The sequence below is a fragment of the Streptomyces sp. NPDC005799 genome (assembly GCF_040630525.1).
Classification (GTDB): Bacteria; Actinomycetota; Actinomycetes; order Streptomycetales; family Streptomycetaceae; genus Streptomyces; species Streptomyces griseorubiginosus_B.
In genome coordinates this window covers 95430-119907 of record NZ_JBEXXQ010000034.1, presented here as the reverse complement: position 1 = coordinate 119907, position 24478 = coordinate 95430, and the positions used below count along the sequence as shown (strand labels likewise).

The window sequence follows — 24478 nt, the reverse complement described above, 5'->3', positions numbered from 1 at the left end:
ACCACCCCCCGGGTCATGGGCGACAGGGGGACATAGTCATGCCGGGCCAGAAGGCCGGGAGCCCCAAGATCGGGGCCGTCTAGAAGGTAACGGGGTCGGTCTCCGTCTTCTTGGGTGGGTGGTGGTGTCTGTCATTGGTCGAGGAGGCCGTGGCGGATTGCGTGGGTGACGGCGGCTGTGCGGTCGGTGACGCCGAGTTTGCCGAAGGCGCGCAGCAGATGGGTCTTCACCGTCGACTCGCCGATGAACAGGCGTCGGCCGATCTCCGCGTTCGTGCAGCCCTCCGCGACCAGCCGCAGCACGGACGTCTCCCGTTCCGAGAGCCGGGGGCGCTCCGGCCTGGCGCGGAGCTGGTCCACCAGGCGGGCCGCCACCGACGGGGCGAGGACCGTCTCGCCGCGCGCCGCCGCCCGTATCGCCTCCGCCAGTTCGGCGCGCGGCATGTCCTTGAGCAGATAGCCCGCCGCGCCCGCCTCGACCGCGCGCAGGATGTCCCGGTCCGTCTCGTACGTCGTCAGGACGATCACCCGGCACGGCAGATCCGCCTCGCCCATCCGCACGATCGAGTCGACGCCCCCGCCGCCGGGCATCCGCAGGTCCATCAGGACGATGTCGGGCCGCAGTTCCGCCGCCAGCGCCTCCGCCCGCGGCCCGTTCGCCGCGTCGGCGACCACCTCCAGATCCGGCTCGGCGCTGAGCATCGCCCGCAGACCCTCCCGTACGACGGGATGGTCGTCGGCGAGGACGATCCGGATCATCGAGCGCTCCTCACGGGCGAGATGGGCAGGCTGACCGTCACCGTCGTGCCGTCCCCCGGTGTGCTGCGGATCCGTGCGCTGCCGCCGACCTCGGTGGCCCGGGCGCGCAGCCCCGCCAGGCCGTAGCCGGCGCACGGCGTGCCGGGTTCGAATCCGCGGCCGTCGTCCCGCACGGAGAGGGTCAGGGTGTCGTCGGCATAGGTCAGCGCGATACTCACCATCGCCGAACTCCCGGCGTGCTTACGGGCGTTGGCGAGGGCCTCCTGGCAGGAGCGCAGCGCGACGACCTCGGGGCCGGCCGGCAGCGGCCGTACCGGACCGGTCACCACCAGCGTCGCCGCGTGGCGGGCGGCGAGGCGGCTGAGGGCGTCCGGCAGGGACGCGCCGTCGAGGTCGGCGGGGGCGGTCCCGGCGACGAGGGCACGGGCCTCGGCGAGGTTCTGCCGGGCGGTCTCGTCCATCAGGGCGAGGTGGCGGCGGGCCTGCGGAAGGTCGTGGTCGAGTTCGGCCTCCACCGCCTGGATCAGCATCAGCAGACTGGTGAAGCCCTGCGCGAGGGTGTCGTGGATCTCCCGGGCCATGCGCTCCCGCTCGGCCAGGGCGCCATGGGCGGCCGACAGCCGGGAGACCTCGTGCCGGCTGGCGTCCAGCCCGGCGATCAACTCGGCCCGCTCCACGCTCTGTTCGATGATGCGGATGATCCAGCTGCCGATCACGATCGAGAAGACCAGCATCATCCCGGAGAACAGGAAGTTGGAGAAGACCTGTTCGCCGCTCGGCCGCCGCAGCAGGGCCCAGCCCACCACCGGCGCCAGGTTGATGAAGGACACGGTGACCAGGGCCCAGCGCATGCGCAGGGTCATGAAGCACTGCGGGATCAGCGCGAACGCCACCAGCCGCGTCTCGTCGACCAGGATCGCCGACGGCAGGAACAGCGCCATCGCCGCGGCCAGATAGCGCAGCGCCCGCCCCTGCTCCGGCGGATCCTCCTGGATCAGCGCCCGGCCCACCCCCACGTACAGCGGCACCAGCGGGACGAGCAGCCCGACCGCGACCAGTCGCACGGTCCAGCTCTGCTGCGCCGCGCCCAGCACGAAGGCGGCCGTGGCCACCCAGGCGAGGGCGAAGTACAGATCCCAGAGCCGGACCGAGCGGTCCCAGGCGTGCGCCTCGGGCGCGGCACCCGGCAGGGTCATCCCGTGCGCCGGTCCTTCCAGCGGAACGTCAGCAGACACAGCACCAATCCTCCGACGGACCAGGCGGCCAGCACCAGCGCGACCTTCCCGAACTCCCAACTCCCCGCCTGTTCCAGGACCTTCGCGGAGTCCGGCAGGAACACGCCCCGCAGCCCCTGGCACAGCCACTTCAGCGGGAACAGGGCACCGATGTTCAGCATCCAGTCCGGAAGGGTGTCGATGGAGATGTACACCCCGGAGATGAACTGCAGCACCAGGAACGGCAGGACGACCACCGAGCTGGCGCTCTTCGCCGACCTGGGCACCGAGCTGATCGCGATGCCGAGCAGCGCGCACCCGGTCAGGCCCAGCACGAAGATCCAGGCGAAGTCGAACCACCGGGAGGCGTCGGTGGGCAGATCGACGTCGTACAGGGTGGTGCCGACGAGCAGCAGGATCGCCGTCTCCACCACACCCGTGAACAGCACCAGCCAGATCTTGCCCAGGAAGTAGGCGGACGGCGGCATCGGCGTCCCGCCCAGCCGGCGCAGCACCTTCTCGTCCCGTTCGACGGCGATCGAGATGCCCAGGGACTGGAAACTCGTCGACATGATGCCGGAGGCCATCATCGCGGGCACGTACAGCTGCGAGGCGTCGACCCCGGTGCCGGGCACGCCGTCGCGGAAGATCGACGCGAACAGGAACAGGAAGACGACCGGGAAGCAGAAGGAGAACACCACCTGGTCGCGCTGCCGGAAGAACTGCCTGATCTCCAGCCCGCCGCGCCGCATGCCCAGACCCCACGCCCCGGGCAGCCGCTCCGCGGGCGCCTCGGTCCGGCTCCGTACGGTGGTCGTCGTCATCGCGCGTCCTCCTGTCCGGTCAGCCGGAGGTAGACGTCCTCCAGCGTGGGGCGGGTCACCCTGAGGCCCGGGATCTCGCCGTCGAAGCGGTGCGTCAGTTCGGCGACCGTCCGGGTCGGCGTGTGCGTGCGCTCGGTGCGCGTGACGCCGTCCGGCTCGGTCCACTCGACGGTGGCCTCCGTGCCGTGGCGCCCCCTCAGGGCGGCCGGTTCGCCCTCGGCGACGACCCGGCCGCGCGAGACGATCGCGAGCCGGTCGGCGAGCGCCTCCGCCTCCTCCAGATAGTGCGTGGTCAACAGGATGGTGGTGCCCTCCTCGGCGAGCAGCCTGATCAGGTCCCAGAACTGCCGCCGGGCCGCCGGGTCGAAGCCGGTCGTCGGCTCGTCCAGAAGCAGCAGTTCGGGGTCGCCGATCACGCCCAGCGCCACGTCCAGCCGTCGGCGCTGACCGCCCGAGAGCGCCTTGATCCGGCTGTCCGCCTTCGCCTCCAGACCCACCAGGCGGATGACCTCCTCAGGGTCGCGCGGACTCGGGTAGTAGCGGGCGAAGTGCCGTACGGTCTCGCGGACCGTCAACTCCGCGGGCGCCGATTCGTCCTGCCAGACGATTCCCACACGGGACCTCCACGCGCGCGTGGAGGCCTCCGGATCCGAACCGAGCACCGACACCTCGCCCCCGTCCCGGGAGCGGTTGCCCTGGAGGATCTCCACCGTCGTGCTCTTGCCCGCGCCATTGGGTCCGAGCAGGCCGAACACCTCACCGCGCCGGATGCCGAGATCGACGCCGTCCACCGCGGTGACGTCCCCGTACCGCTTGCGCAGCCCCCGGACATCCACCGCGAGTTCGTACGCGTGTGCTGTCATGCGTCGAGCATCGTCCGGAACCGAACGCACGGGGACGACCGTGCGTACTTCCTTATGTCCACCGAACGGTGGACAGGGGCCGCGGTGCGGCACAATGGCCCCTGCCCGAAGAACGTCCCCCTCCTCAGCAGACGGAATCGACGTGATGAGCAAGACCACAGTCAAAGACGTCTCCACCGAGCCCGAGCCGAACAGCGCGGCCCCCGGGGCGCGCACGCTCGGCGGCAGCCGCGCCTTCGCCCTGCTGCTGATCATCACCGGGGCGGCCGGCCTGCTGGCCGCGTGGGTCATCACGATCGACAAGTTCAAGCTTCTCGAGGCCAAGGTCGAGGGCAAGACCTTCACCCCGGGCTGCAGCCTCAACCCGGTCGTCTCCTGCGGCAGCGTCATGGAGTCCAAGCAGGCCGCCGCCTTCGGGTTCCCCAACCCGATGCTCGGCCTGGTCTGCTACGGCATCGTCATCTGCGTCGGCATGAGCCTGCTGGCCCGCGCCCGCTTCCCCCGCTGGTACTGGCTGACCTTCAACTTCGGCACGCTCTTCGGCGTGGGCTTCTGCACCTGGCTGCAGTTCCAGTCCCTGTACCGGATCAACGCGCTGTGCCTGTGGTGCTCGCTGGCCTGGGTCGCCACGATCACCATGTTCTGGTACGTCACCTCCTTCAACATCCGTAACGACTTCCTGCCGACCCCCCGCTGGCTGAAGAGCTTCTTCGGCGAGTTCACCTGGGTCATGCCCGTGCTGCACATCGGCATCATCGGCATGCTGGTCCTCACGCGCTGGTGGGACTTCTGGACCAGCTGACATCGCCGGCCGCGTTGTCAGTGCCGTGATTTAGGGTTTCAGCGTGGAGCCCGACCTGTTCACCGCCGCCGCAGAAGAACGCCAGGAGAAGGATCCGGCAGGAAGCCCCCTGGCGGTACGGATGCGCCCGCGCACCCTCGACGAGGTGGTGGGCCAGCAGCACCTGCTCAAGCCCGGCTCACCCCTGCGCCGCCTGGTCGGCGAGGGCGCGGGCGGCCCGGCCGGACCGTCCTCGGTGATCCTCTGGGGCCCGCCCGGCACCGGTAAGACGACTCTGGCGTACGTCGTCTCCAAGGCCACCGACAAGCGCTTCGTCGAGCTCTCGGCGATCACCGCGGGCGTCAAGGAGGTCCGCGCCGTCATCGACGGCGCCCGCCGCGCCACCGGGGGATACGGCAAGGAGACCGTCCTCTTCCTGGACGAGATCCACCGCTTCAGCAAGGCCCAGCAGGACTCCCTGCTCCCCGCGGTCGAGAACCGCTGGGTCACCCTGATCGCGGCCACCACCGAGAACCCGTACTTCTCGGTGATCTCCCCGCTGCTGTCCCGCTCCCTGCTGCTCACCCTCGAACCGCTCACCGACGACGACATCCGGGGCCTGCTCAAGCGGGCGCTCGGCGACGAGCGCGGCCTGAAGGACGTCGTCACCCTCCACGAGGACACCGAGGACCATCTCCTGCGCATCGCCGGCGGCGACGCCCGGCGCGCCCTGACCGCCCTGGAGGCCGCCGCGGGGGCCGCCCTGGACAAGGGCGAGACGGAGATCGCGCTGACGACCCTGGAGGAGGTCGTCGACCGGGCGGCCGTCAAGTACGACCGCGACGGCGACCAGCACTACGACGTCGCCAGCGCCCTCATCAAGTCCATCAGGGGCTCGGACGTCGATGCCGCCCTGCACTACCTGGCCCGCATGATCGAGGCCGGCGAGGACCCCCGGTTCATCGCCCGCCGCCTGATGATCTCCGCGAGCGAGGACATCGGCCTGGCCGACCCGAACGCGCTGCCGATCGCGGTCGCCGCCGCCCAGGCCGTCGCCATGATCGGCTTCCCCGAGGCCGCCCTCACTCTCAGCCACGCCACCATCGCCCTCGCCCTGGCCCCGAAGTCCAACGCCGCGACGACCGCGATCGGCGCCGCCCTGGACGACGTACGCAAGGGGCTGGCGGGCCAGGTGCCGCCGCACTTGCGTGACGGGCACTACAAGGGCGCCGCCAAGCTCGGGCACGCGCAGGGGTACGTCTATCCGCACGACCTGCCCGAGGGCATCGCCGAGCAGCAGTACGCCCCGGACACCGTCAAGGACCGCGAGTACTACACCCCGACCCGGCACGGAGCCGAGGCACGGTACGCGGACGCCGTCGAATGGACCAGGAAGCACCTGGGTCGGAGGCGGTCCTGAGCACCCTGTAGAATCCGTCGGAGTGCCGAGTCCCGCGCAGTCAGAGCGGGACAGCCGGCCGGAACCCCCAGCGGGTTCCAGGAGCGTCGCGCACCGTCGAACGGTGTCGCGGGCAGCCCACCATCACTCGTCGCAGGACGGGACCGGTCGGTGGGCCACTCGCGTGCTGCACGTATGTGCCCAGACCAGGGGAGCGGCTGCCCACCCGGTCCGTAACGGACCAGGCGGGATTCCCCGGCTGCGGATGCGACCTCCCCTAACCCTGACAAGCCGAATATCAGAAGGAAGAAAGAGACAGTGGCGAACCAGTCCCGCCCCAAGGTCAAGAAGTCGCGTGCCCTCGGCATCGCGCTGACCCCGAAGGCCGTCAAGTACTTCGAGGCCCGCCCCTACCCGCCGGGTGAGCACGGCCGTGGCCGCAAGCAGAACTCGGACTACAAGGTCCGTCTGCTGGAGAAGCAGCGTCTGCGCGCGCAGTACGACATCTCCGAGCGCCAGCTGGTCCGTGCCTACGAGCGTGCCTCCAAGGTGCAGGGCAAGACCGGTGAGGCCCTGATCGTGGAGCTCGAGCGCCGTCTCGACGCCCTGGTGCTGCGTTCGGGCATCGCCCGCACGATCTACCAGGCCCGTCAGATGGTCGTTCACGGCCACATCGAGGTCAACGGCCAGAAGGTCGACAAGCCGTCGTTCCGCGTCCGCCCCGACGACGTCGTGATGGTCCGCGAGCGCAGCCGCGAGAAGACCCTCTTCCAGATCGCCCGTGAGGGTGGCTTCGCCCCCGACGGCGAGATCCCGCGCTACCTGCAGGTGAACCTCAAGGCCCTGGCGTTCCGCCTGGACCGCGAGCCGAACCGCAAGGAAGTTCCGGTCATCTGCGACGAGCAGCTCGTCGTCGAGTACTACGCCCGCTGATCACCGGCAGGCCGTAGCACCACCTCAGCCCGCCGTCTCCCCGCCCTTGTGGGCGCGGGAGGCGGCGGGCTGCTGCGTCAGCGAGCCCGCTGTCGTGTGCCGCACCGGTCCGCGCGGGGCGGGCAGTGCGCCCAGCGGCCGCTCCGTCGCCCGGGACACCGCCGCCTCCCACACCAGTCGCGCCCCTTCGCCCACGCACTCCTCGTACCGCTCGTCGCCCAGCCGCTCCCGGGCCGTCGCCTCGCACAGCTCGTGCGGGGCGTAGTAGTACGCCGAGCCGAACAGCGGCAGCCCCACCGACCGCCACATCCGGCCCGCCGCCCCCTGCAGCACCGCCGCCTCCGCGGCGTCGCCCTCCACCGCCGTGACCAGCGCCAGCAGCTCCACCGCAAGCACCGAGCCGAGCAGGTCGTGGAAGGCGTGGGCGCTGCCCAGACACTCGGTCAGCAGGGCGCGGGCCCGCGCGAGGTCGCCGTCGGCCCAGGCCGCGTACGCCAGGACGAACAGCGCGTAGGAGCGGGTCCACCGCTCGCCGTGGTCCTCGCACACCCGGCGCACGTCCTCGCACAACCGCACCGCGCCCGGCAGATCGTCCTGGAAGGCGCGGGTCATCGCCAGCTCGACCTGGCCCATCAGCACGTTGCTGTTGAGCTCGCCGATCTCGTGGTAGCGGTCAAGCGCCGAGCGCAGCAGCGTCTCCGCGCGGGCCATGTCGTCCGTGACCAGGGCCAGACAGCCGGTGCGGTGCTCGGCGTAGGCCACCGCCGTCGGGTCGCCGGAGCGCTCCGCCTCCTCACGGCATTCCTGGAGCGCGGCCAGCGCGGACACCGTGTCGCCCTGCAGGATCGCCACATAGCCGAGCACCCACAGCGCCTTCAGCCGGGACTGGTCGTGGCCCGAGTCCATCCGGACTACCTGCTCCAGCCAGTGCCGGCCCTCCGACAGCCGCCCGCAGCCCGCCCAGCAGAACCACAGCGAGCCCGCGAGGTACTGGCCCAGATGCGCCTCCTCCGGCTCGCTCAGGCAGTGCTCCAGCGCGCGGCGCAGATTCGGCAGCTCCGCCTCCACCCGCGCGGCCACCTCGGCCTGGCGCGGCGAGAACCAGTCCAGCTCGCACCAGGTCGCCAGCCCCAGGTACCAGTCCCGGTGCCGCCGCCGCAGCCGGGCCGCGTCGCCGCTCGCCTCCAGCCACTCGGCGCCGTACGCCCGCACGGTGTCGAGCATCCGGTAGCGCACCCCGGCCGGCGTCTCCTCGCGTGCGAGCACCGACTGCGCGAGCAGCTCGGTGAGTACGTCGAGGACGTCGTCGGCGTCCAGACCGTGCCCCGCGCACACGTACTCGACCGCTTCCAGGTCGAACCGGCCGGCGAACACCGACAGCCGCGACCACAGCAACCGCTCCCGCGGTGTGCACAGTTCATGGCTCCAGCCGATCGCCAGCCGCAGCGTCCGGTGCCGGGGGAGTGTGTCCCGCCCGCCGCCGGTCAGCAGCCGGAACCGGTCGTCGAGCCGCTCCAGCAACCGCCCCGGGGACAGTGCCCGCAGCCGCCCCGCCGCCAGCTCGACCGCCAGCGGGATGCCGTCGAGACGCCGGCACAGCGCGCGAACGTCCTGCTCGTCCGTGACCCGCACGCCCTGCAGGGCGGCACGCTCGGTGAACAGCTCCACCGCCTCGTCCTCGCCGAGCGGCCCCAGCGGGAACACCTGCTCTCCCGTCACGGCCAGCGGTCGGCGCCCCACCGCCAGGACCCTGAGCCCCGGCGCCTCGCGCAGCAACTCGCCCGCCAGCTCCGCACACGCCTCCACCAGATGCTCGAACCCGTCGAGAACCAGGAGGAGTTGGCGCTCGGCGAGATGGGCGAGCAGCGTCTCGCGCGGCAGCCGTGTCGTGTGATCCGTCAGGCCCAGCGCCTCCACGACCGCGTGGTCGACGAACTCCGGATCGCGCACCGGCGCCAGCTCCGCCCGCCACACCCCGTCACGCGGCGCACACCGCGCAGCGGCCCGGGCCGCCAGCCGCGACTTGCCGACCCCGCCGGCGCCGGTCACCGTCACCAGACGCGCGGAGTCGAGCGCCCGTGCGAGCCCGGCGAGTTCGGCCGAACGCCCCACGAACGCGTCGAGCTCCAGGGGCAGATTGCCCAGGACCGGGCTGTCGCCGCACTGATGATCCCGCATGGAACACGGAGCGTACTGAGTCGTGTTCAGTCCGTACAATCGCCGGGCGCAACTCGGCAGCGCGCCCGTCGGAATCCGGTACGGAGCGCCGTGCCCGGCGCGATAGGCTCGGTCCACTGCTGTTCCAATGGTTCCGATGTTCAGAGCAAGTTCAGGGAGCGGGTGCGCGTGGTGTCCGGTGGCGAGGTGGCCGGGATCCTGGTGGCCGTGTTCTGGGCGATCCTGGTCTCCTTCCTCGCCGTGGCGCTGGCGAGGCTGGCCCAGACGCTCAGGGCGACCACCAAGCTGGTGGCGGACGTGACCGACCAGGCCGTCCCCCTGCTGGCCGACGCCTCCGCGGCGGTGCGCTCCGCGCAGACCCAGATCGACCGGGTCGACGCGATCGCCACCGACGTCCAGGAGGTCACTTCCAACGCCTCCGCCCTGTCCACCACCGTCGCCTCCACCTTCGGCGGCCCCCTGGTCAAGGTCGCCGCCTTCGGCTATGGCGTCCGCCGGGCCCTGGGAGCCCGCCGCGAGGACGTGCCCGCCAAGGAGTCCTGGCGTACCGTGATCGTGGGCCGGACCGTGCCGGCGCCGCGGCGGGGCAAGCGGAAGAAGGACTGAGACCTAGCGATGTTCCGCCGTACGTTCTGGTTCAGCACGGGCGTCGCCGCCGGTGTGTGGGCCACCACCAAGGTCAACCGCAAGCTGAAGCAGCTGACCCCCGAGAACCTCGCGGTCGGCGCGGCCAACAAGGCGCTCGAGGCCGGTCACCGCATCAAGGACCGCGCGGTCGGCTTCGCGCTGGAGGTCCGCGACAACATGGCCCGGCGGGAGGAGGAGCTGGGCGAGGCCCTCGGCATCAACGCGGCCCCCGAGCTCCCCGCGCCCCGCCGGTACGCCGCCATCGAGAACCGCAACAACCCGAAGTACGTCGACGGTTCGACGTACCAGACGTACTCGTACAACCGGAATGAGGACCACTGATGGAGTCGGCCGAGATCCGCCGCCGCTGGCTGAGCTTCTTCGAGGAGCGCGGGCACACCGTCGTCCCTTCGGCGTCGCTCATCGCGGACGACCCGACTCTGCTCCTCGTCCCGGCCGGCATGGTGCCCTTCAAGCCCTACTTCCTGGGTGAGGTCAAGCCGCCCTTCGCCCGCGCCACCAGCGTCCAGAAGTGCGTGCGCACGCCGGACATCGAGGAGGTCGGCAAGACCACCCGGCACGGCACCTTCTTCCAGATGTGCGGCAACTTCTCCTTCGGCGACTACTTCAAGGAAGGCGCCATCAAGTACGCCTGGGAGCTGCTCACCACGCCCCAGGACAAGGGCGGTTACGGCCTGGAACCCGACCGTCTGTGGATCACCGTCTACAAGGACGACGACGAGGCCGAGCGCATCTGGCACGAGGTCGTCGGGGTGCCGAAGGAGCGCATCCAGCGCCTCGGCATGAAGGACAACTACTGGTCCATGGGCGTCCCCGGGCCCTGTGGCCCCTGTTCCGAGATCAACTACGACCGCGGCCCCGAGTTCGGCGTCGAGGGCGGCCCCGCCGTCAACGACGAGCGGTACGTGGAGATCTGGAACCTCGTCTTCATGCAGTACGAGCGCGGCGAGGGCATCGGCAAGGACAACTTCGAGATCCTCGGCGAGCTCCCCAGCAAGAACATCGACACGGGCCTCGGCCTGGAGCGTCTCGCCATGATTCTGCAGGGCGTGCAGAACATGTACGAGATCGACACCTCCATGGCCGTCATCAAGAAGGCCACCGAGCTGACCGGTGTCGCGTACGGCGACGCCCACGCCTCGGACGTCTCCCTGCGCGTGGTCACCGACCACATGCGTACGTCCGTGATGCTCATCGGCGACGGCGTCACCCCGGGCAACGAGGGCCGCGGCTACGTCCTGCGCCGCATCATGCGCCGCGCCATCCGCAACATGCGCCTGCTCGGTGCCACCGGTCCGGTCGTGCTCGACCTGGTCGACACCGTGATCGCCATGATGGGCCAGCAGTACCCGGAACTGGTCACCGACCGCGAGCGCATCGAGAAGGTCGCCCTCGCCGAGGAGAACGCCTTCCTCAAGACGCTGAAGGCCGGCACCAACATCCTCGACACCGCCGTCACCGAGACCAAGCAGGCCGGTGGCACCGTCCTCGCCGGTGACAAGGCGTTCCTGCTCCACGACACCTGGGGCTTCCCGATCGACCTCACCCTGGAGATGGCCGCCGAACAGGGCCTCTCCGTGGACGAGGACGGCTTCCGCCGCCTGATGAAGGAGCAGCGGGAGCGCGCCAAGGCCGATGCCCAGGCCAAGAAGACCGGGCACGCCGGCGCCGGCGCCTACCGCGAGATCGCCGACAAGACCGGCGAGACCGACTTCATCGGCTACGGCGACACCGAGGGCGAGACCACGATCGTCGGCATCCTCGTCGACGGCGTCTCCTCCCCGGCCGCCAGCGAGGGCGACGAGGTCGAGATCGTCCTGGACCGCACCCCCTTCTACGCCGAGGGCGGCGGCCAGATCGGCGACACCGGCCGGATCAAGGTCGACTCCGGTGCCGTCATCGAGGTCCGCGACACCCAGAAGCCGGTTCCGGGCGTCTACGTCCACAAGGGCGTCGTCCAGGTCGGCGAGGTGACGGTCGGCGCGAAGGCCCACGCCTCCATCGACGCCCGCCGCCGCACGGCCATCGCCCGCGCCCACTCGGCCACCCACCTCACCCACCAGGCGCTGCGCGACGCGCTCGGCCCGACGGCCGCCCAGGCCGGTTCCGAGAACCAGCCCGGCCGCTTCCGCTTCGACTTCGGCTCGCCCTCCGCCGTCCCGACGGCCGTGATGACCGACGTCGAGCAGAAGATCAACGAGGTCCTCGCCCGCGACCTCGACGTCCGCGCCGACATCATGGGCATCGACGAAGCCAAGAAGCAGGGTGCCATCGCCGAGTTCGGCGAGAAGTACGGCGAGCGGGTCCGCGTGGTGACCATCGGCGACTTCTCCAAGGAGCTGTGCGGCGGCACGCACGTCCACAACACCTCCCAGCTGGGCCTGGTGAAGCTGCTCGGCGAGTCGTCGATCGGTTCCGGTGTCCGCCGTATCGAGGCCCTGGTCGGCGTCGACGCCTACAACTTCCTCGCCCGCGAGCACACGGTCGTCGCCCAGCTCCAGGAGCTGATCAAGGGCCGTCCCGAGGAGCTTCCGGAGAAGGTCTCCGCCATGCTCGGCAAGCTGAAGGACGCCGAGAAGGAGATCGAGAAGTTCCGTGCCGAGAAGGTGCTCCAGGCCGCCGCCGGTCTCGCCGGGTCCGCCAAGGACATCCGCGGCATCGCCGTCGTCACGGGGCAGGTCCCGGACGGTACGACCCCCGACGACCTGCGCAAGCTGGTCCTTGACGTCCGCGGCCGCATCCAGGGCGGACGGGCCGCCGTGGTGGCCCTCTTCACGGTCAACAACGGCAAGCCGCTCACGGTCATCGCCACCAACGAACCTGCCCGCGAGCGGGGTCTGAAGGCCGGTGACCTGGTGCGCACCGCCGCCAAGACCCTCGGCGGCGGCGGTGGCGGCAAGCCGGACGTCGCCCAGGGCGGCGGCCAGAACCCGGCCGCCATCGGCGAGGCCGTCGACGCGGTCGAGCGGCTGGTCACGGACACGGCGAAGTGACCATGCGCCGAGGCCGACGGCTCGCCATCGACGTCGGGGACGCCCGGATCGGGGTCGCCTCCTGCGACCCCGACGGGATCCTCGCCACCCCGGTGGAGACCGTCCCCGGCCGTGACGTCCCGGCGGCCCACCGCCGGCTGCGTCAGCTGGTCGAGGAGTACGAGCCGATCGAGGTCGTCGTCGGACTCCCGCGCTCCCTCAAGGGGGGCGAGGGACCGGCCGCGGTAAAGGTTCGGGCCTTCGCCCAGGAGCTGGCCAAGGGCATCAAGCCCGTCCCGGTCCGTCTCGTCGACGAGCGGATGACCACGGTGACGGCCAGTCAGGGACTGCGCGCCTCAGGGGTGAAGGCCAAGAAGGGCCGCTCGGTGATCGACCAGGCAGCCGCTGTGATCATCCTCCAGCAGGCCCTGGAATCCGAACGGGTGTCAGGTAAAGCACCCGGCGAGGGCGTCGAAGTGGTCATCTGATCGCGATACGGTAACGTTCCGCGCGACTGCGCCGCTGATTCGAACAGCCGGTGCACAGCAAGAGGCGGAACGGTGAGCGGGCCCGACGAAGGCCACGTGATCGCCCCGCCTCGCGGCTCTAGGGGTTTGATGACTGAGTATGGCCGGGGCCAAGGCTCCGAACCGTGGCATCCGGAGGACCCGTTGTACGGGGACGACGGATGGGGTGGACAGCAGGCCCACGCGGGCCAGCAGTCCCCCTACGGCGGCCAGCCGCAGCATTATCCGGAGCAGCCGCAGCAGCAGCAGTACTACGACGGCGGCTGGGGCGAGGGCCAGCAGGCCCACTACGGTCAGGCGCAGCAGTACCAGCAGTACGACCAGCAGTACTACGCGGGTCAGGGACAGCAGCAGTCGTACGACCAGCAGGCCTGGGGCCAGGGCGCACATACACATGTCCAGTACACTGACCCCCAGGACCCCTACGCCCAGCAGGCGTCCGCCGGGTACGGCGGCGAGCACTCCGACTACTACGGCACCCAGGACGCCTACCCGCCGCCCGAGCCGCCGAGCCGCCGCCAGGCCGAGCCCGAACCGCCGCAGACCGACTGGGACCCGGGTCCCGACCAGGGCGAACACGCCTTCTTCGCCGGTGACGGCGACGGCGATGCGGACGAGGAGGACGAGGACGTCGACCCGGGTGAGGGTCGCAAGGGCCGCGGCGGGAAGAAGCCGAAGAAGAAGAGCCGCAACGGCGTCGCCTGTCTCGTCATCGTGCTGGTCTTCGGCGGCGGTGCCGCCGGTGTGGGCTATTTCGGCTGGCAGTTCTACCAAAATCGTTTCGGCCCGGCGCCGGACTACGCGGGCCAGGGCGACGGCGCCCAGGTCACGGTCGTCATCCCCAAGGGTGCCGGCGGCTATGTGATCGGGCAGAAGCTGAAGGAGGCCGGCGTCGTCAAGAGCGTCGACGCCTTCGTCTCGGCGCAGCAGTCGAACCCCGACGGCAAGAAGATCCAGGACGGCGTCTACACGCTCGAGAAGCAGATGTCGGCCGCCAGCGCGGTCGAACTGATGCTCAGCCCGAAGAGCCGCAGCAATCTGATCATCCGCGAAGGCCTGCGCAACTCCCAGGTCTACGCCCTGCTCGACGCCCGTCTGGGCTTGGCGGCAGGCACGACGGCGAAGGTCGCCAAGAACGACTACAAGAAGCTCGGCCTGCCCTCCTGGGCGCTGAACCACCCCAACCTCAAGGACCCGCTGGAAGGGTTCCTCTACCCCTCCAGCTACGCGGCCACGAAGGGCCAGAAGCCCGAGGCCGTCCTGAAGGACATGGTCACCCGGGCCAACGACAAGTACGAGGAACTGGGCCTGCGGACCAAGGCAAAGAGCCTCGGGCTCGACAGTCCCTGGCAGCTGCTCACCGTGGCGAGCCTGGTACAGGCCGAGGGCACGAGCCACGACGACTTCCGCAAGATGGCCGAGGTCGTCTACAACCGCCTCAAGCCCGGCAACCCCGAGACCTACGGCTCGCTTGAGTTCGACTCGACGTACAACTACGTCAAGAACCAGAGCAAGATCGACCTGAGCATCGCCGAGCTGCGCAAGTACAACAACCCGTACAACACGTACTACGTCAAGGGACTGCCGCCCGGCCCGATCGACAACCCCGGCGAGGAGGCGATCAAGGGCGCGCTCGACCCGACGCACGACGGCTGGTACTACTTCATCTCCCTGGACGGCAAGACCAGCAAGTTCACCAAGACGCTGGCCGAGCACGACAGGCTGGTCCAGGAGTTCAACGCGTCGAGGAACAAGGACTGATGGCAACACCCCACCGGGCGGCCGTGCTCGGCTCGCCCATCGCCCACTCCCTGTCGCCCCGGCTGCACACCGCGGCGTACCGGGCGCTGGGCCTGGACGACTGGTCGTACGACAGGTTCGAGATCGACGAGGCGGCACTGCCCGGTTTCCTCGGCGGGCTCGGTCCCGAGTGGGCCGGGCTGTCACTCACCATGCCGCTCAAGCGCGCGGTCATCCCGCTGCTGGACGAGATCACCGACACGGCGGCCTCGGTGGAGGCCGTGAACACCGTGGTCCTCCGTCCGGACGGGCGGAAGGCCGGCGACAACACCGACATCCCGGGTCTGATCGCCGCCCTGGAGGAGCGGGGCGTGGAGAAGGTCGAGTCGGCGGCCATTCTCGGCGCCGGGGCCACCGCGTCCTCGGCTCTCGCGGCCCTGGCCAGGCTGTGCAGCGGCGAGGTCACCGTGTACGTGCGCAGCGAGCGGCGCGCCGACGAGATGCGGCAGTGGGGCAGCAGGCTCGGTGTGCAGGTCCGCCCCGCGGACTGGGCCGAGGCGGTACGGGCCTTGGAGGCGCCCCTGGTGATCTCGACGACGCCCGCCGGAGGCACCGACCAGCTCGCCGCGTCGCTCCCCGACCGGGTCGGCACACTCTTCGACGTCCTGTACGACCCCTGGCCCACCCCGCTCGCCGCCGCCTGGCGGGACCACGGCGGGCAGGTGCTCAGCGGCCTCGATCTGCTGGTGCACCAGGCCGTCTTCCAGTTCCACCAGTTCACCGGGGACCCGCGTTCTCCGCTGGCCGCGATGCGCGAGGCCGCCAGGCAGGTCTGATCTGTCCGTCTGCCGGACTCGGATCTGAGCCGTCCCCGGGACGTGGGAGGATCGGAGGTGGCGGGCCGGATCCGCGCACCTGGTCGCGCCGTCGCCGTACGCGAGGACGCGCGTACGCGGCAGTACCAGGGCGCGAGCACTGAGGAGCACCGTTGAGCAGGTTGCGCTGGCTGACCGCGGGGGAGTCCCACGGTCCCGCACTCGTGGCGACGCTGGAGGGTCTTCCCGCCGGCGTGCCGATCACCACGGAGATGGTGGCGGACCACCTGGCCCGGCGCCGGCTCGGTTATGGACGCGGTGCGCGCATGAAGTTCGAGCGTGACGAGGTCACCTTCCTCGGCGGTGTGCGGCACGGTCTGACCCTCGGCTCGCCGGTGGCGGTCATGGTGGGCAACACCGAGTGGCCCAAGTGGGAGCAGGTCATGGCCGCCGACCCCATCGACCCCGAGATCCTCGCCGGGCTGGCCCGCAACGCTCCGCTGACCCGTCCCCGGCCCGGTCACGCGGATCTGGCGGGCATGCAGAAGTACGGCTTCGACGAGGCCCGACCGATCCTGGAGCGCGCCTCGGCGCGGGAGACCGCGGCCCGGGTGGCGCTGGGCGCGGTGGCCCGGTCGTACCTGAAGGAGACGGCCGGCATCGAGATCGTCTCCCATGTCGTGGAGCTGTGCTCGGTGAAGGCCCCGCAGGGTTCCTACCCCACCCCGGCCGACGTCGAGAAGCTGGACGCCGACCCGCTGCGCTGCCTGGACGCGGACACCTCCAAGGCGATGGTCGCGGAGGTCGACCAGGCCCACAAGGACGGCGACACCCTCGGCGGTGTGGTGGAGGTGCTGGCCTACGGCGTTCCGGTCGGTCTCGGTTCGCACGTGCACTGGGACCGCCGGCTGGACGCCCGGCTGGCGGGTGCGCTGATGGGCATCCAGGCGATCAAGGGCGTCGAGGTGGGCGACGGGTTCGAGCTGGCGCGGGTGCCGGGTTCGAAGGCGCACGACGAGATCGTGGGCACGCCCGAGGGCATCCGGCGTGTCTCGGGCCGTTCCGGCGGCACCGAGGGCGGTCTGTCCACCGGTGAGCTGCTGCGGGTACGGGCGGCGATGAAGCCGATCGCGACCGTGCCGCGGGCTTTGAAGACGGTGGACGTGGCCACCGGCGAGGCGACGCAGGCGCACCACCAGCGGTCCGACGTCTCGGCCGTCCCGGCGGCCGGTATCGTCGCCGAGGCGATGGTGGCGCTGGTGCTGGCGGACGCGGTGGCGGAGAAGTTCGGCGGTGACAGCGTGGCCGAGACCAGCCGCAACGTGCGCTCGTACCTCGACAACCTGGCCATCCGGTGAGCGGGCCGCTTCTCGTCCTGGTCGGTCCGATGGGCGTGGGCAAGTCCACCGTCGGGCAGCTGATCGCGGGGCGGCTCGGGGTGGGCTACCGGGACACGGACGACGACATCGTCGCCGAGCAGGGCCGCAGCATCGCGGAGATCTTCGTCGACGAGGGCGAGCCGGTCTTCCGGGCGGTCGAGAAGGCGGCCGTGCACCGGGCGCTCGGCGAGCACGAGGGGGTGCTGGCGCTGGGCGGCGGCTCGATCCTGGACGCGGACACCCGCGCGCTGCTGGCCGGGCAGCGGGTGGTCTACCTCTCGATGGACGTCGAGGAGGCGGTCAAGCGCACCGGGTTGAACGCGGCCCGTCCGCTGCTCGCGGTCAACCCGCGCAAGCAGTGGCGTGAGCTGATGGAGGCCCGGCGGCATCTGTACGAGGAGGTGGCCACCGCGGTGGTGGCCACCGATGGCCGCACGCCCGAAGAAGTCACCCAAGTCGCCCTGGACGCACTGGAGTTGAAGGAAGCATGAGCGAGGCAGTCACCCGGATCCAGGTCGGCGGGAGCGCGGGCAGCGACCCGTACGAGGTTCTGGTGGGCCGTCAACTGCTGGGCGAGCTGGCCGGGTTGGTGGGGGAGAAGGCCAGGCGGGTGGCCGTGATCCACCCCGAGGCGCTCGCCGAGACCGGTGACGCGCTCCGCGCCGACCTGGCCGAGCAGGGCTACGAGGCCGTCGCCATCCAGGTGCCCAACGCGGAGGAGGCCAAGACCGCCGAGGTCGCCGCCTACTGCTGGAAGGCACTCGGCCAGTCCGGGTTCACCCGCACCGACGTCATCGTCGGCGTGGGCGGCGGCTCGACCACCGACCTGGCCGGATTCGTCGCCGCGAGCTGGCTGCGCGGTGTGCGCTGGATCGCCGTCCCCACCACCGTCCTGGCGATGGTGGACGCGGCCGTCGGCGGCAAGACCGGCATCAACACCGCCGAGGGCAAGAACCTGGTGGGCGCCTTCCACCCGCCGGCCGGTGTCCTGTGCGACCTGGCGGCCCTCGACTCCCTCCCGGTCAACGACTACGTCTCCGGACTCGCCGAGATCATCAAGGCGGGCTTCATCGCCGACCCGGTGATCCTGGAGCTCATCGAGTCCGACCCGGAGGCCGCCCGCACCCCGGCCGGCCCGCACACCGCCGAGCTCATCGAGCGCTCGATCCGCGTCAAGGCCGAAGTGGTCTCCTCGGACCTGAAGGAAGCGGGTCTCAGGGAGATCCTCAACTACGGCCACACGCTCGGCCACGCCATCGAGAAGAACGAGCGCTACAAGTGGCGGCACGGTGCCGCGGTCGCGGTCGGCATGCACTTCGCCGCCGAACTCGGCCGTCTGGCGGGCCGGTTGGACGACGCGACGGCGGATCGCCACCGTACGATCCTGGAATCCGTCGGCCTCCCCCTCCACTACCGCTACGACCAGTGGCCCAAGCTGCTGGAGACGATGAAGGTCGACAAGAAGTCCCGCGGAGACCTCTTGCGCTTCATCGTCCTGGACGGCCTCGCCAAGCCGACCGTCCTGGAGGGACCCGACCCGGCCGTGCTGCTCGCCGCGTACGGCGAAGTGGGCGAGTAAGTCTCCCCACGCACCATCCGTCCGATCTGCCTTGCCCATAAGGGCACTTCACACCGCCCCCGGCCGTTCACCAAACGGCGGCCGGGGACGGTACCGTTCGGTAGGGAGCGGGGTGCCACCCCGCTGCCAGCGCCAATTTGCCTGACGAGACGGAGTGGCACCGGATGCAGCACGCAGTGGGTTCTCCGCTGCCGCCGCCCCACCAGCCGGGGCAGGGACCGGCCGTCGGCCGGCCACCGGCCGCACAGCACCCGGGCCACCCGAGCCCGCACCAGGGCTCGGCCCCCGTTCCCCCGCCACCCCCCGCCCGGGCCTTCCCCGGAGCACCCGCGGCCCCGGTCCCCCCGGCCCCGCACCACGCGCCACCGCCGCCGGACACCACGGGCCATGTCCCACTGCCCCCCGGTGCCCCGGTCGCCGTACCCAGCGCCCCGCCCACCACGGCGACGGCCCCCGACCCCACCGGCACGACGCTCGCCGTGCTGCTGATCGGGCCCGCGGGCGCAGGCAAGACCAGCGTCGCCAAGTACTGGGCCGACCACCGGCGCGTGCCCACGGCCCACATCAGCCTCGACGACGTCCGCGAATGGGTCCGCTCGGGCTTCGCCAACCCCCAGTCCGGCTGGAACGACAACTCCGAGGCGCAGTACCGGCTCGCCCGCCGCACCTGCGGATTCGCCGCCCGCAACTTCCTCGCCAACGGCATCTCCTGCATTCTCGACGACGCCGTCTTCCCCGACCGCCCGGTGGTCGGCCTCGGCGGCTGGAAGCGCCACGTGGGCCCCGGTCTCCTGCCGGTCGTCCTCCTCCCCGGCCTCGAGATCGTCCTGGAACGCAACGCGGAACGCTCGGGCAACCGCCGCCTCACCGACGAGGAGGTGGCCCGCATACACGGCCGTATGGCGGGCTGGTACGGCTCGGGCCTGCCGATCATCGACAACAGCCAGCTGGACATCCCCCAGACGGCCCGGGTCCTGGACGACGTCCTCGCCCGCTCGATCGCGAGCCCCCCGAGCTGGTAGACCGGGGGACGAGCCGATGCGCTGCCTCTCTCCCCGGCACCCGGTCCCCCGAACGGCACCCTCCCAACCGGCACAAATCGCCCACCCCTCCTACGCTCATCTCATGTCAGAGATGTACGCGATCCGCCGAAACCGGCTAAGGGAGCAGTGCAACGCCGCCGGCAACGCGGCAGCGATCGTCTCCCGCCCCGCCAACGTCCGCTACCTCGCGGGCCCCGCCCCGCGGGGCGCCGTCCTCCTGCTGGGCAGGAGCGAGGACGTCCTGGTCCGCCCCTACGAGGAGCGCGCGACCGACGGGCGTCCCGACGACAACCTCAGGCTCCACGCCCTGCCCGGCCCCGGCGATCCGGCGGTGGCCGCCGCCGGTCTGGCGAAGGCACAGGGCATCGACTCCCTCGCCCTGGAGGAACACCACCTCACCGTCGCCCGCCACCGCGAACTCCGCTCGGTCGTACCGAGGCTCCGCCTCGCGGACATCGGCGGCGCGGTCGAGCAGCTCAGGGTCGTCAAGGACGAGGAGGAGATCTCCTGCCTCCGCATCGGCGCCGAGATCGCCGACCAGGCCCTGGGCGAACTCCTGGAGTCCATCCTCGTCGGCCGCACCGAACGCCACCTCGCCCTCGAACTGGAACGCCGTCTCGTCGACCACGGCGCCGACGGCCCCGCGTTCCCCACCTCCGTCGCCACCGGCCCCAACGCCGGCCGTCGCGCCCACCGCCCCACCGACCGCCGGGTCGAGGAGGGCGACTTCCTCTCCGTCTGCCTCGGGGCGACCTACCGCGGCTACCGCTGCGAGATCGGCCGCACGTTCGTCATCGGCACCTCGCCCGCCGACTGGCAGATCCAGCTCTACGACCTCGTCTTCGCCGCTCAGCGCGCCGGGCGCGAGGCGCTGGCGCCGGGAGCCGCCCACCGTGACGTGGACCGGGCGGCTCGGCAGGTACTGGACTCCGCGGGGTACACCCAGGGCCTGCCCCCGCTGATCGGCCACGGTGTCGGGCTCGAAATCGACGAGGACCCGCAGCTGGCCCCTTCAGCCATGGGTAAACTGGACGCTTGCGTGCCGGTCACCGTCGAACCGGGGGTCCACCTCCCGGGCCGGGGCGGCGTCCGGATCGATGACACGCTCGTCGTCCGCCCCGAGGCGGACGGCGGACCCGAGCTACTCACCATCACGACCAAGGAGCTGCTCGCACTATAGGCAAGGTGCGTGCGCCGGGGTCGTCCACGTCAGTCCAGGAGATTCCGCAACCGTGGCTTCCACGAACGACCTCAAGAACGGCCTTGTGCTCAAGCTCGAAGGCGGCCAGCTCTGGTCCGTCGTCGAGTTCCAGCACGTCAAGCCCGGCAAGGGCCCGGCCTTCGTGCGCACCAAGCTCAAGAACGTGCTCTCGGGCAAGGTCGTCGACAAGACCTTCAACGCCGGCGTCAAGGTCGAGACGGCCACTGTCGACAAGCGCGACATGCAGTTCTCGTACATGGACGGCGAGTACTTCGTCTTCATGGACATGGAGACCTACGACCAGCTGATGGTTGACCGCAAGGCCGTCGGCGACGCCGCCAACTTCCTCATCGAGGGCTTCACCGCCACCGTCGCCCAGCACGAGGGCGAGGTGCTCTTCGTCGAGCTGCCGGCCGCCGTCGAACTCGTCGTCCAGGAGACCGAGCCGGGCCTGCAGGGCGACCGCTCCACCGGCGGCACCAAGCCCGCCACCCTGGAGACCGGCCACCAGATCCAGGTCCCGCTCTTCATCACCACCGGTGAGAAGATCAAGGTCGACACCCGGACCAGCGACTACCTCGGCCGGGTGAACAGCTAACCGTGGCCGCCCGCAACACGGCCCGCAAGCGCGCCTTCCAGATCCTCTTCGAGGGCGACCAGCGCGGAGTCGACGTCCTGACGGTCCTCGCGGACTGGATCCGGCTTTCCCGGGACGACCCCCGTCAGCCGCCGGTGAGCGAGTACACGATGCAGCTGGTCGAGGGCTACGCCAAGCAGACGAAGCGGATCGACGAGCTGATCGCGCAGTACTCGGTCGGCTGGACGCTGGACCGCATGCCGGTCGTGGACCGCAACATCCTGCGCCTGGGCGCCTACGAGCTGATCTGGGTCGACGAGGTCCCGGACGCCGTGGTCCTCGACGAGATGGTGCAGCTCGCCAAGGAGTTCTCCACGGACGAGTCGCCGGCGTTCGTCAACGGCCTGCTGGGCCGGCTCAAGGAGCTCAAGCCCTCGCTGCGCCGCGAAGAGGCGTAACAGAGGTACGGCATCGCCAGGGGGCCCGCAGCGTGACTGCTGCGGGCCCCCTGGCGTTCCGGGGCCGAAGCGGGCTCCGGGAGGCTGACAAAGCCGCCGGGGTGGCCGGAACCATGAAGTCCCGGCCACCCCGGCGGCACGTTTCTGCTAAGGAGCCGTGCGGCTCAGCCCTCCTCGTGGGAGGCCACCGCGCGACGCGCGTCGGCGTCCAGCACGCCCCAGCTGATCAGCTGCTCGGTGAGGACCGAGGGCGACTGGTCGTAGATGACGGCGAGTGTGCGCAGGTCGTCCTGGCGGATCGAGAGCACCTTGCCGTTGTAGTCACCGCGCTGCGACTGGATCGTGGCCGCGTAGCGCTGCAGGGGGCCCGCCTTCTCGGCCGGCACGGTGGCCAGCCGCTCCAGGTCGAGGACCAGCTTCGGCGGGGGCTCGGCCGCGCCGCCCGGCGTGGTGCCCGGCAGCAGCTCCTGAACGGGAACGCCATAGAAATCCGCCAGTTCGGCAAGACGCTGTACGGTCACCGCGCGGTCACCGCGCTCGTACGAACCGACCACGACCGCCTTCCAGCGTCCCTGGCTCTTCTCCTCGACACCGTGGAGGGAAAGGCCCTGCTGGGTGCGGATGGCCCGGAGCTTGGCCCCGAGCTGTTTGGCGTATTCGCTGGACATATAGCTCCCCGGACACTGTGTCGACGCGGCTGCGGAGGTTCCGCGGCCGCGCGTCTGGTAACTCACTGTGAGGTTACGCAGCGTGATTCTTCTGCGTCAAGCCGAATGGTCCACCCCGACTCTTCCGTGGTGGCGGTGGCCGACTGGGCCAGGGGGGTGATCAGGCGTGTCGTGGCGGCCTGCTACCGTTGATGGCGCAAACCCGACGTCCTTTAAGGTCCGTCCCGTGAGGCGGAGAAGGAGGTCCGTTTCGTATGGACACGCAGGACACGTCCGGGATTCCGGCGTCCGATGCCCGGCCCGTGCTCGAAGGCCCTGACATCGCGCGGGTACTGACCCGCATCGCCCACGAGATCGTCGAGCGCGCCAAGGGCGCCGACGACGTGGTGCTGCTCGGCATTCCGACCCGAGGCGTCTTCCTCGCCCAGCGGCTCGCCGCCAAGCTCGAGGAGATCACCGACCGCAAGATCCCGTGCGGTTCGCTCGACATCACCATGTACCGCGACGACCTGCGCATGCATCCGCCGCGTGCGCTGGCCCGCACCGAGATCCCCGGTGACGGCATCGACGGCAAGCTGGTCGTCCTCGTCGACGACGTGCTGTTCTCCGGCCGGACCGTCAGAGCCGCCCTCGACGCCCTGAACGACGTCGGGCGCCCGCGCGCGGTGCAGCTGGCGGTCCTGGTCGACCGGGGCCACCGCGAACTGCCCATCCGCGCCGACTACGTCGGCAAGAACCTCCCCACGTCGCTGCGGGAGACGGTCAAGGTCCAGCTCGCCGAGGAGGACGGTCGCGACACCGTCCTGCTCGGCGCGAAGCAGACCGCGCAGTAGCAATCCGGGTGCTCGGCCACCGCCGAGCCGTGCACCCGCTTGCCCGGCTGTGCCCTGTGGGGACACCCCCACACCCCCGCCTTCCCGAATTGCCTTACGGAGCCTGACAGATGCAGCGTCATCTCATCTCGGCCGCCGACCTCACCCGCGACGACGCCGTCCTGATCCTCGACACCGCCGAGGAGATGGCCCGGGTCGCGGACCGGCCGATCAAGAAACTGCCGACCCTGCGCGGCCGTACGATCGTCAACCTCTTCTTCGAGGACTCCACGCGCACGCGTATCTCCTTCGAAGCCGCCGAGAAGCGCCTCTCGGCCGACGTCATCAACTTCTCCGCCAAGGGCTCCAGCGTCTCCAAGGGCGAGTCCCTGAAGGACACCGCCCAGACCCTGGAGGCCATGGGCGTCGACGCCGTGGTCATCCGGCACGGCGCCTCCGGCGCCCCCTACCGCCTGGCCAACTCCGGCTGGATCGACGCGGCCGTCATCAACGCCGGCGACGGCACCCACCAACACCCCACCCAGGCCCTGCTGGACGCGTTCACCATGCGCCGTCGGCTCGTCGGCCGGGACGCCGGGCTCGGGCAGGACCTGTCCGGCCGGCGCATCACCATCGTCGGCGACATCCTGCACAGCCGGGTCGCCCGCTCCAACGTCGACCTGCTGCACACGCTCGGCGCCGAGGTCACCCTGGTCGCCCCGCCCACCCTGGTGCCGGTCGGCGTCGAGACCTGGCCCTGCGAGGTGTCGTACGACCTCGACTCCACGCTCACCAAGTCCGACGCGGTGATGATGCTGCGGGTCCAGCGCGAGCGCATGAACGCGGCCTTCTTCCCGACCGAGCGCGAGTACTCGCGGCGCTACGGCCTCGACGGCGACCGCATGGCGCGGATGCCCGAGCACGCCATCGTGATGCACCCCGGTCCGATGGTCCGCGGCATGGAGATCACCGCCGAGGTCGCCGACTCCGACCGCTGCACCGTCGTCGAGCAGGTCGCAAACGGAGTCTCCATCCGGATGGCCGTCCTGTACCTGCTGCTCGGCGGCGCCGAGCCCGCCGTCACCCACGCCCGTATCGAGGAGAAGTAA

At 70.6% G+C, this 24478-nt stretch carries 24 protein-coding genes; 18 read left to right on the top strand and 6 right to left on the bottom strand.

What is annotated here, in order from left to right; translation table 11 throughout:
* Positions 1–131: 131 nt before the first annotated feature.
* From ABZ453_RS30280 to ABZ453_RS30265, 4 genes are read right to left on the bottom strand one after another with little or no spacing between them, the layout of a single operon-like run.
* A complete protein-coding gene (locus ABZ453_RS30280) occupies positions 132–758 on the bottom strand; it encodes a response regulator transcription factor (RefSeq protein WP_359019730.1) in 627 nt (208 codons plus the stop codon).
* Positions 755–1954 (bottom strand): sensor histidine kinase, encoded by a 1200-nt coding sequence (locus ABZ453_RS30275; RefSeq protein ID WP_359019737.1) that lies wholly within the window; start codon positions 1952–1954, stop codon positions 755–757. The genes ABZ453_RS30280 and ABZ453_RS30275 overlap by 4 nt, the downstream gene beginning before the upstream one ends.
* A complete protein-coding gene (locus tag ABZ453_RS30270) occupies positions 1951–2796 on the bottom strand; it encodes an ABC transporter permease (protein ID WP_359019728.1) in 846 nt (281 codons plus the stop codon). The genes ABZ453_RS30275 and ABZ453_RS30270 overlap by 4 nt, the downstream gene beginning before the upstream one ends.
* Positions 2793–3659 (bottom strand): ABC transporter ATP-binding protein, encoded by an 867-nt coding sequence (locus tag ABZ453_RS30265; protein WP_359019726.1) that lies wholly within the window; start codon positions 3657–3659, stop codon positions 2793–2795. The genes ABZ453_RS30270 and ABZ453_RS30265 overlap by 4 nt, the downstream gene beginning before the upstream one ends.
* 145 nt (positions 3660–3804) lie before the next feature.
* On the opposite strand from ABZ453_RS30265, the gene ABZ453_RS30260 reads away from it, so the two are divergent.
* The 3 genes from ABZ453_RS30260 to rpsD all read left to right on the top strand — a co-directional run bounded on the left by ABZ453_RS30260 (position 3805) and on the right by rpsD (position 6772).
* Entirely contained in the window at positions 3805–4461 is a 657-nt protein-coding gene (locus tag ABZ453_RS30260) for a vitamin K epoxide reductase family protein (protein WP_359019724.1), read from the top strand.
* Between the two features lie 43 nt (positions 4462–4504).
* Positions 4505–5860 (top strand): replication-associated recombination protein A, encoded by a 1356-nt coding sequence (locus tag ABZ453_RS30255; protein ID WP_359019722.1) that lies wholly within the window; start codon positions 4505–4507, stop codon positions 5858–5860.
* A gap of 297 nt (positions 5861–6157) precedes the next feature.
* Positions 6158–6772, top strand: coding sequence for a 30S ribosomal protein S4 (gene rpsD, locus ABZ453_RS30250; protein WP_359019720.1), 615 nt, complete (start codon positions 6158–6160; stop codon positions 6770–6772).
* Between the two features lie 24 nt (positions 6773–6796).
* On the opposite strand, the gene ABZ453_RS30245 is transcribed toward rpsD, so the two are convergent.
* Positions 6797–8950, bottom strand: a complete 2154-nt coding sequence (locus ABZ453_RS30245; protein ID WP_359019718.1) for an AAA family ATPase — start codon at positions 8948–8950, stop codon at positions 6797–6799.
* 162 nt (positions 8951–9112) lie between these two features.
* Here ABZ453_RS30245 and ABZ453_RS30240 point away from each other — a divergent pair, with 162 nt between their 5' ends.
* From ABZ453_RS30240 to nusB, 13 genes are all read left to right on the top strand, one after another.
* Positions 9113–9556 (top strand): DUF948 domain-containing protein, encoded by a 444-nt coding sequence (locus ABZ453_RS30240; RefSeq protein WP_359019716.1) that lies wholly within the window; start codon positions 9113–9115, stop codon positions 9554–9556.
* A gap of 9 nt (positions 9557–9565) precedes the next feature.
* Positions 9566–9919: a hypothetical protein gene (locus ABZ453_RS30235; RefSeq protein ID WP_359019714.1), complete on the top strand. Its 354-nt coding sequence runs from the start codon at positions 9566–9568 to the stop codon at positions 9917–9919.
* Complete coding sequence (alaS, locus tag ABZ453_RS30230; protein WP_359019712.1) at positions 9919–12591, top strand: alanine--tRNA ligase; 2673 nt, start codon at positions 9919–9921, stop codon at positions 12589–12591. Before ABZ453_RS30235 ends, alaS begins: the two co-directional genes overlap by 1 nt.
* 2 nt (positions 12592–12593) lie before the next feature.
* The gene (gene ruvX, locus ABZ453_RS30225) at positions 12594–13058 is read left to right on the top strand and encodes a Holliday junction resolvase RuvX (protein WP_133045038.1); all 465 of its coding nucleotides are present in this window, start codon (positions 12594–12596) and stop codon (positions 13056–13058) included.
* Positions 13059–13187: 129 nt separating this feature from the next.
* Entirely contained in the window at positions 13188–14858 is a 1671-nt protein-coding gene (gene mltG / locus ABZ453_RS30220) for an endolytic transglycosylase MltG (protein ID WP_359019710.1), read from the top strand.
* Positions 14858–15673 carry a shikimate dehydrogenase gene (locus tag ABZ453_RS30215; RefSeq protein WP_359019708.1) on the top strand — a complete coding sequence of 272 codons (816 nt, stop codon included), beginning with the start codon at positions 14858–14860 and terminating at the stop codon, positions 15671–15673. The genes mltG and ABZ453_RS30215 overlap by 1 nt, the downstream gene beginning before the upstream one ends.
* A 152-nt stretch (positions 15674–15825) precedes the next feature.
* Positions 15826–17010, top strand: a complete 1185-nt coding sequence (aroC, locus tag ABZ453_RS30210; RefSeq protein ID WP_359019706.1) for a chorismate synthase — start codon at positions 15826–15828, stop codon at positions 17008–17010.
* Positions 17007–17522 carry a shikimate kinase gene (locus ABZ453_RS30205; RefSeq protein ID WP_359019704.1) on the top strand — a complete coding sequence of 172 codons (516 nt, stop codon included), beginning with the start codon at positions 17007–17009 and terminating at the stop codon, positions 17520–17522. The genes aroC and ABZ453_RS30205 overlap by 4 nt, the downstream gene beginning before the upstream one ends.
* Complete coding sequence (gene aroB / locus ABZ453_RS30200; protein WP_133044863.1) at positions 17519–18610, top strand: 3-dehydroquinate synthase; 1092 nt, start codon at positions 17519–17521, stop codon at positions 18608–18610. The genes ABZ453_RS30205 and aroB overlap by 4 nt, the downstream gene beginning before the upstream one ends.
* Before the next feature lie 164 nt (positions 18611–18774).
* A complete protein-coding gene (locus tag ABZ453_RS30195; RefSeq protein WP_359019702.1) occupies positions 18775–19632 on the top strand; it encodes a Pro-rich N-terminal domain-containing protein in 858 nt (285 codons plus the stop codon).
* 103 nt (positions 19633–19735) lie between these two features.
* A complete protein-coding gene (locus ABZ453_RS30190) occupies positions 19736–20833 on the top strand; it encodes an aminopeptidase P family protein (protein WP_359019700.1) in 1098 nt (365 codons plus the stop codon).
* 52 nt (positions 20834–20885) lie between these two features.
* Entirely contained in the window at positions 20886–21452 is a 567-nt protein-coding gene (gene efp, locus ABZ453_RS30185) for an elongation factor P (RefSeq protein ID WP_020117452.1), read from the top strand.
* 2 nt (positions 21453–21454) lie between these two features.
* Positions 21455–21889 (top strand): transcription antitermination factor NusB, encoded by a 435-nt coding sequence (gene nusB / locus ABZ453_RS30180; protein WP_359019697.1) that lies wholly within the window; start codon positions 21455–21457, stop codon positions 21887–21889.
* Positions 21890–22053: 164 nt separating this feature from the next.
* On the opposite strand, the gene bldD is transcribed toward nusB, so the two are convergent.
* Positions 22054–22557 (bottom strand): transcriptional regulator BldD, encoded by a 504-nt coding sequence (gene bldD / locus ABZ453_RS30175; RefSeq protein ID WP_030166512.1) that lies wholly within the window; start codon positions 22555–22557, stop codon positions 22054–22056.
* Positions 22558–22811: 254 nt separating this feature from the next.
* Here bldD and pyrR point away from each other — a divergent pair, with 254 nt between their 5' ends.
* Together pyrR and ABZ453_RS30165 are read left to right on the top strand one after the other, a co-directional pair.
* Positions 22812–23390: a bifunctional pyr operon transcriptional regulator/uracil phosphoribosyltransferase PyrR gene (gene pyrR, locus ABZ453_RS30170; RefSeq protein WP_359019695.1), complete on the top strand. Its 579-nt coding sequence runs from the start codon at positions 22812–22814 to the stop codon at positions 23388–23390.
* A 110-nt stretch (positions 23391–23500) separates the two neighbouring features.
* Positions 23501–24478: an aspartate carbamoyltransferase catalytic subunit gene (locus ABZ453_RS30165; protein ID WP_356764484.1), complete on the top strand. Its 978-nt coding sequence runs from the start codon at positions 23501–23503 to the stop codon at positions 24476–24478.

What these genes read in the sequence shown, in the direction of transcription:
- ABZ453_RS30280 (WP_359019730.1), bottom strand. Translation starts at nt 758, where the DNA reads ATGATCCGGATCGTCCTCGCCGACGACCATCCCGTCGTACGGGAGGGT.
- ABZ453_RS30275 (WP_359019737.1), bottom strand. Translation starts at nt 1,954, where the DNA reads ATGACCCTGCCGGGTGCCGCGCCCGAGGCGCACGCCTGGGACCGCTCG.
- ABZ453_RS30270 (WP_359019728.1), bottom strand. Translation starts at nt 2,796, where the DNA reads ATGACGACGACCACCGTACGGAGCCGGACCGAGGCGCCCGCGGAGCGG.
- ABZ453_RS30265 (WP_359019726.1), bottom strand. Translation starts at nt 3,659, where the DNA reads ATGACAGCACACGCGTACGAACTCGCGGTGGATGTCCGGGGGCTGCGC.
- ABZ453_RS30260 (WP_359019724.1), top strand. Translation starts at nt 3,805, where the DNA reads ATGAGCAAGACCACAGTCAAAGACGTCTCCACCGAGCCCGAGCCGAAC.
- ABZ453_RS30245 (WP_359019718.1), bottom strand. Translation starts at nt 8,950, where the DNA reads ATGCGGGATCATCAGTGCGGCGACAGCCCGGTCCTGGGCAATCTGCCC.
- ABZ453_RS30235 (WP_359019714.1), top strand. Translation starts at nt 9,566, where the DNA reads ATGTTCCGCCGTACGTTCTGGTTCAGCACGGGCGTCGCCGCCGGTGTG.
- alaS (WP_359019712.1), top strand. Translation starts at nt 9,919, where the DNA reads ATGGAGTCGGCCGAGATCCGCCGCCGCTGGCTGAGCTTCTTCGAGGAG.
- ruvX (WP_133045038.1), top strand. Translation starts at nt 12,594, where the DNA reads ATGCGCCGAGGCCGACGGCTCGCCATCGACGTCGGGGACGCCCGGATC.
- mltG (WP_359019710.1), top strand. Translation starts at nt 13,188, where the DNA reads ATGACTGAGTATGGCCGGGGCCAAGGCTCCGAACCGTGGCATCCGGAG.
- ABZ453_RS30215 (WP_359019708.1), top strand. Translation starts at nt 14,858, where the DNA reads ATGGCAACACCCCACCGGGCGGCCGTGCTCGGCTCGCCCATCGCCCAC.
- aroB (WP_133044863.1), top strand. Translation starts at nt 17,519, where the DNA reads ATGAGCGAGGCAGTCACCCGGATCCAGGTCGGCGGGAGCGCGGGCAGC.
- ABZ453_RS30195 (WP_359019702.1), top strand. Translation starts at nt 18,775, where the DNA reads ATGCAGCACGCAGTGGGTTCTCCGCTGCCGCCGCCCCACCAGCCGGGG.
- ABZ453_RS30190 (WP_359019700.1), top strand. Translation starts at nt 19,736, where the DNA reads ATGTCAGAGATGTACGCGATCCGCCGAAACCGGCTAAGGGAGCAGTGC.
- bldD (WP_030166512.1), bottom strand. Translation starts at nt 22,557, where the DNA reads ATGTCCAGCGAATACGCCAAACAGCTCGGGGCCAAGCTCCGGGCCATC.
- pyrR (WP_359019695.1), top strand. Translation starts at nt 22,812, where the DNA reads ATGGACACGCAGGACACGTCCGGGATTCCGGCGTCCGATGCCCGGCCC.
- ABZ453_RS30165 (WP_356764484.1), top strand. Translation starts at nt 23,501, where the DNA reads ATGCAGCGTCATCTCATCTCGGCCGCCGACCTCACCCGCGACGACGCC.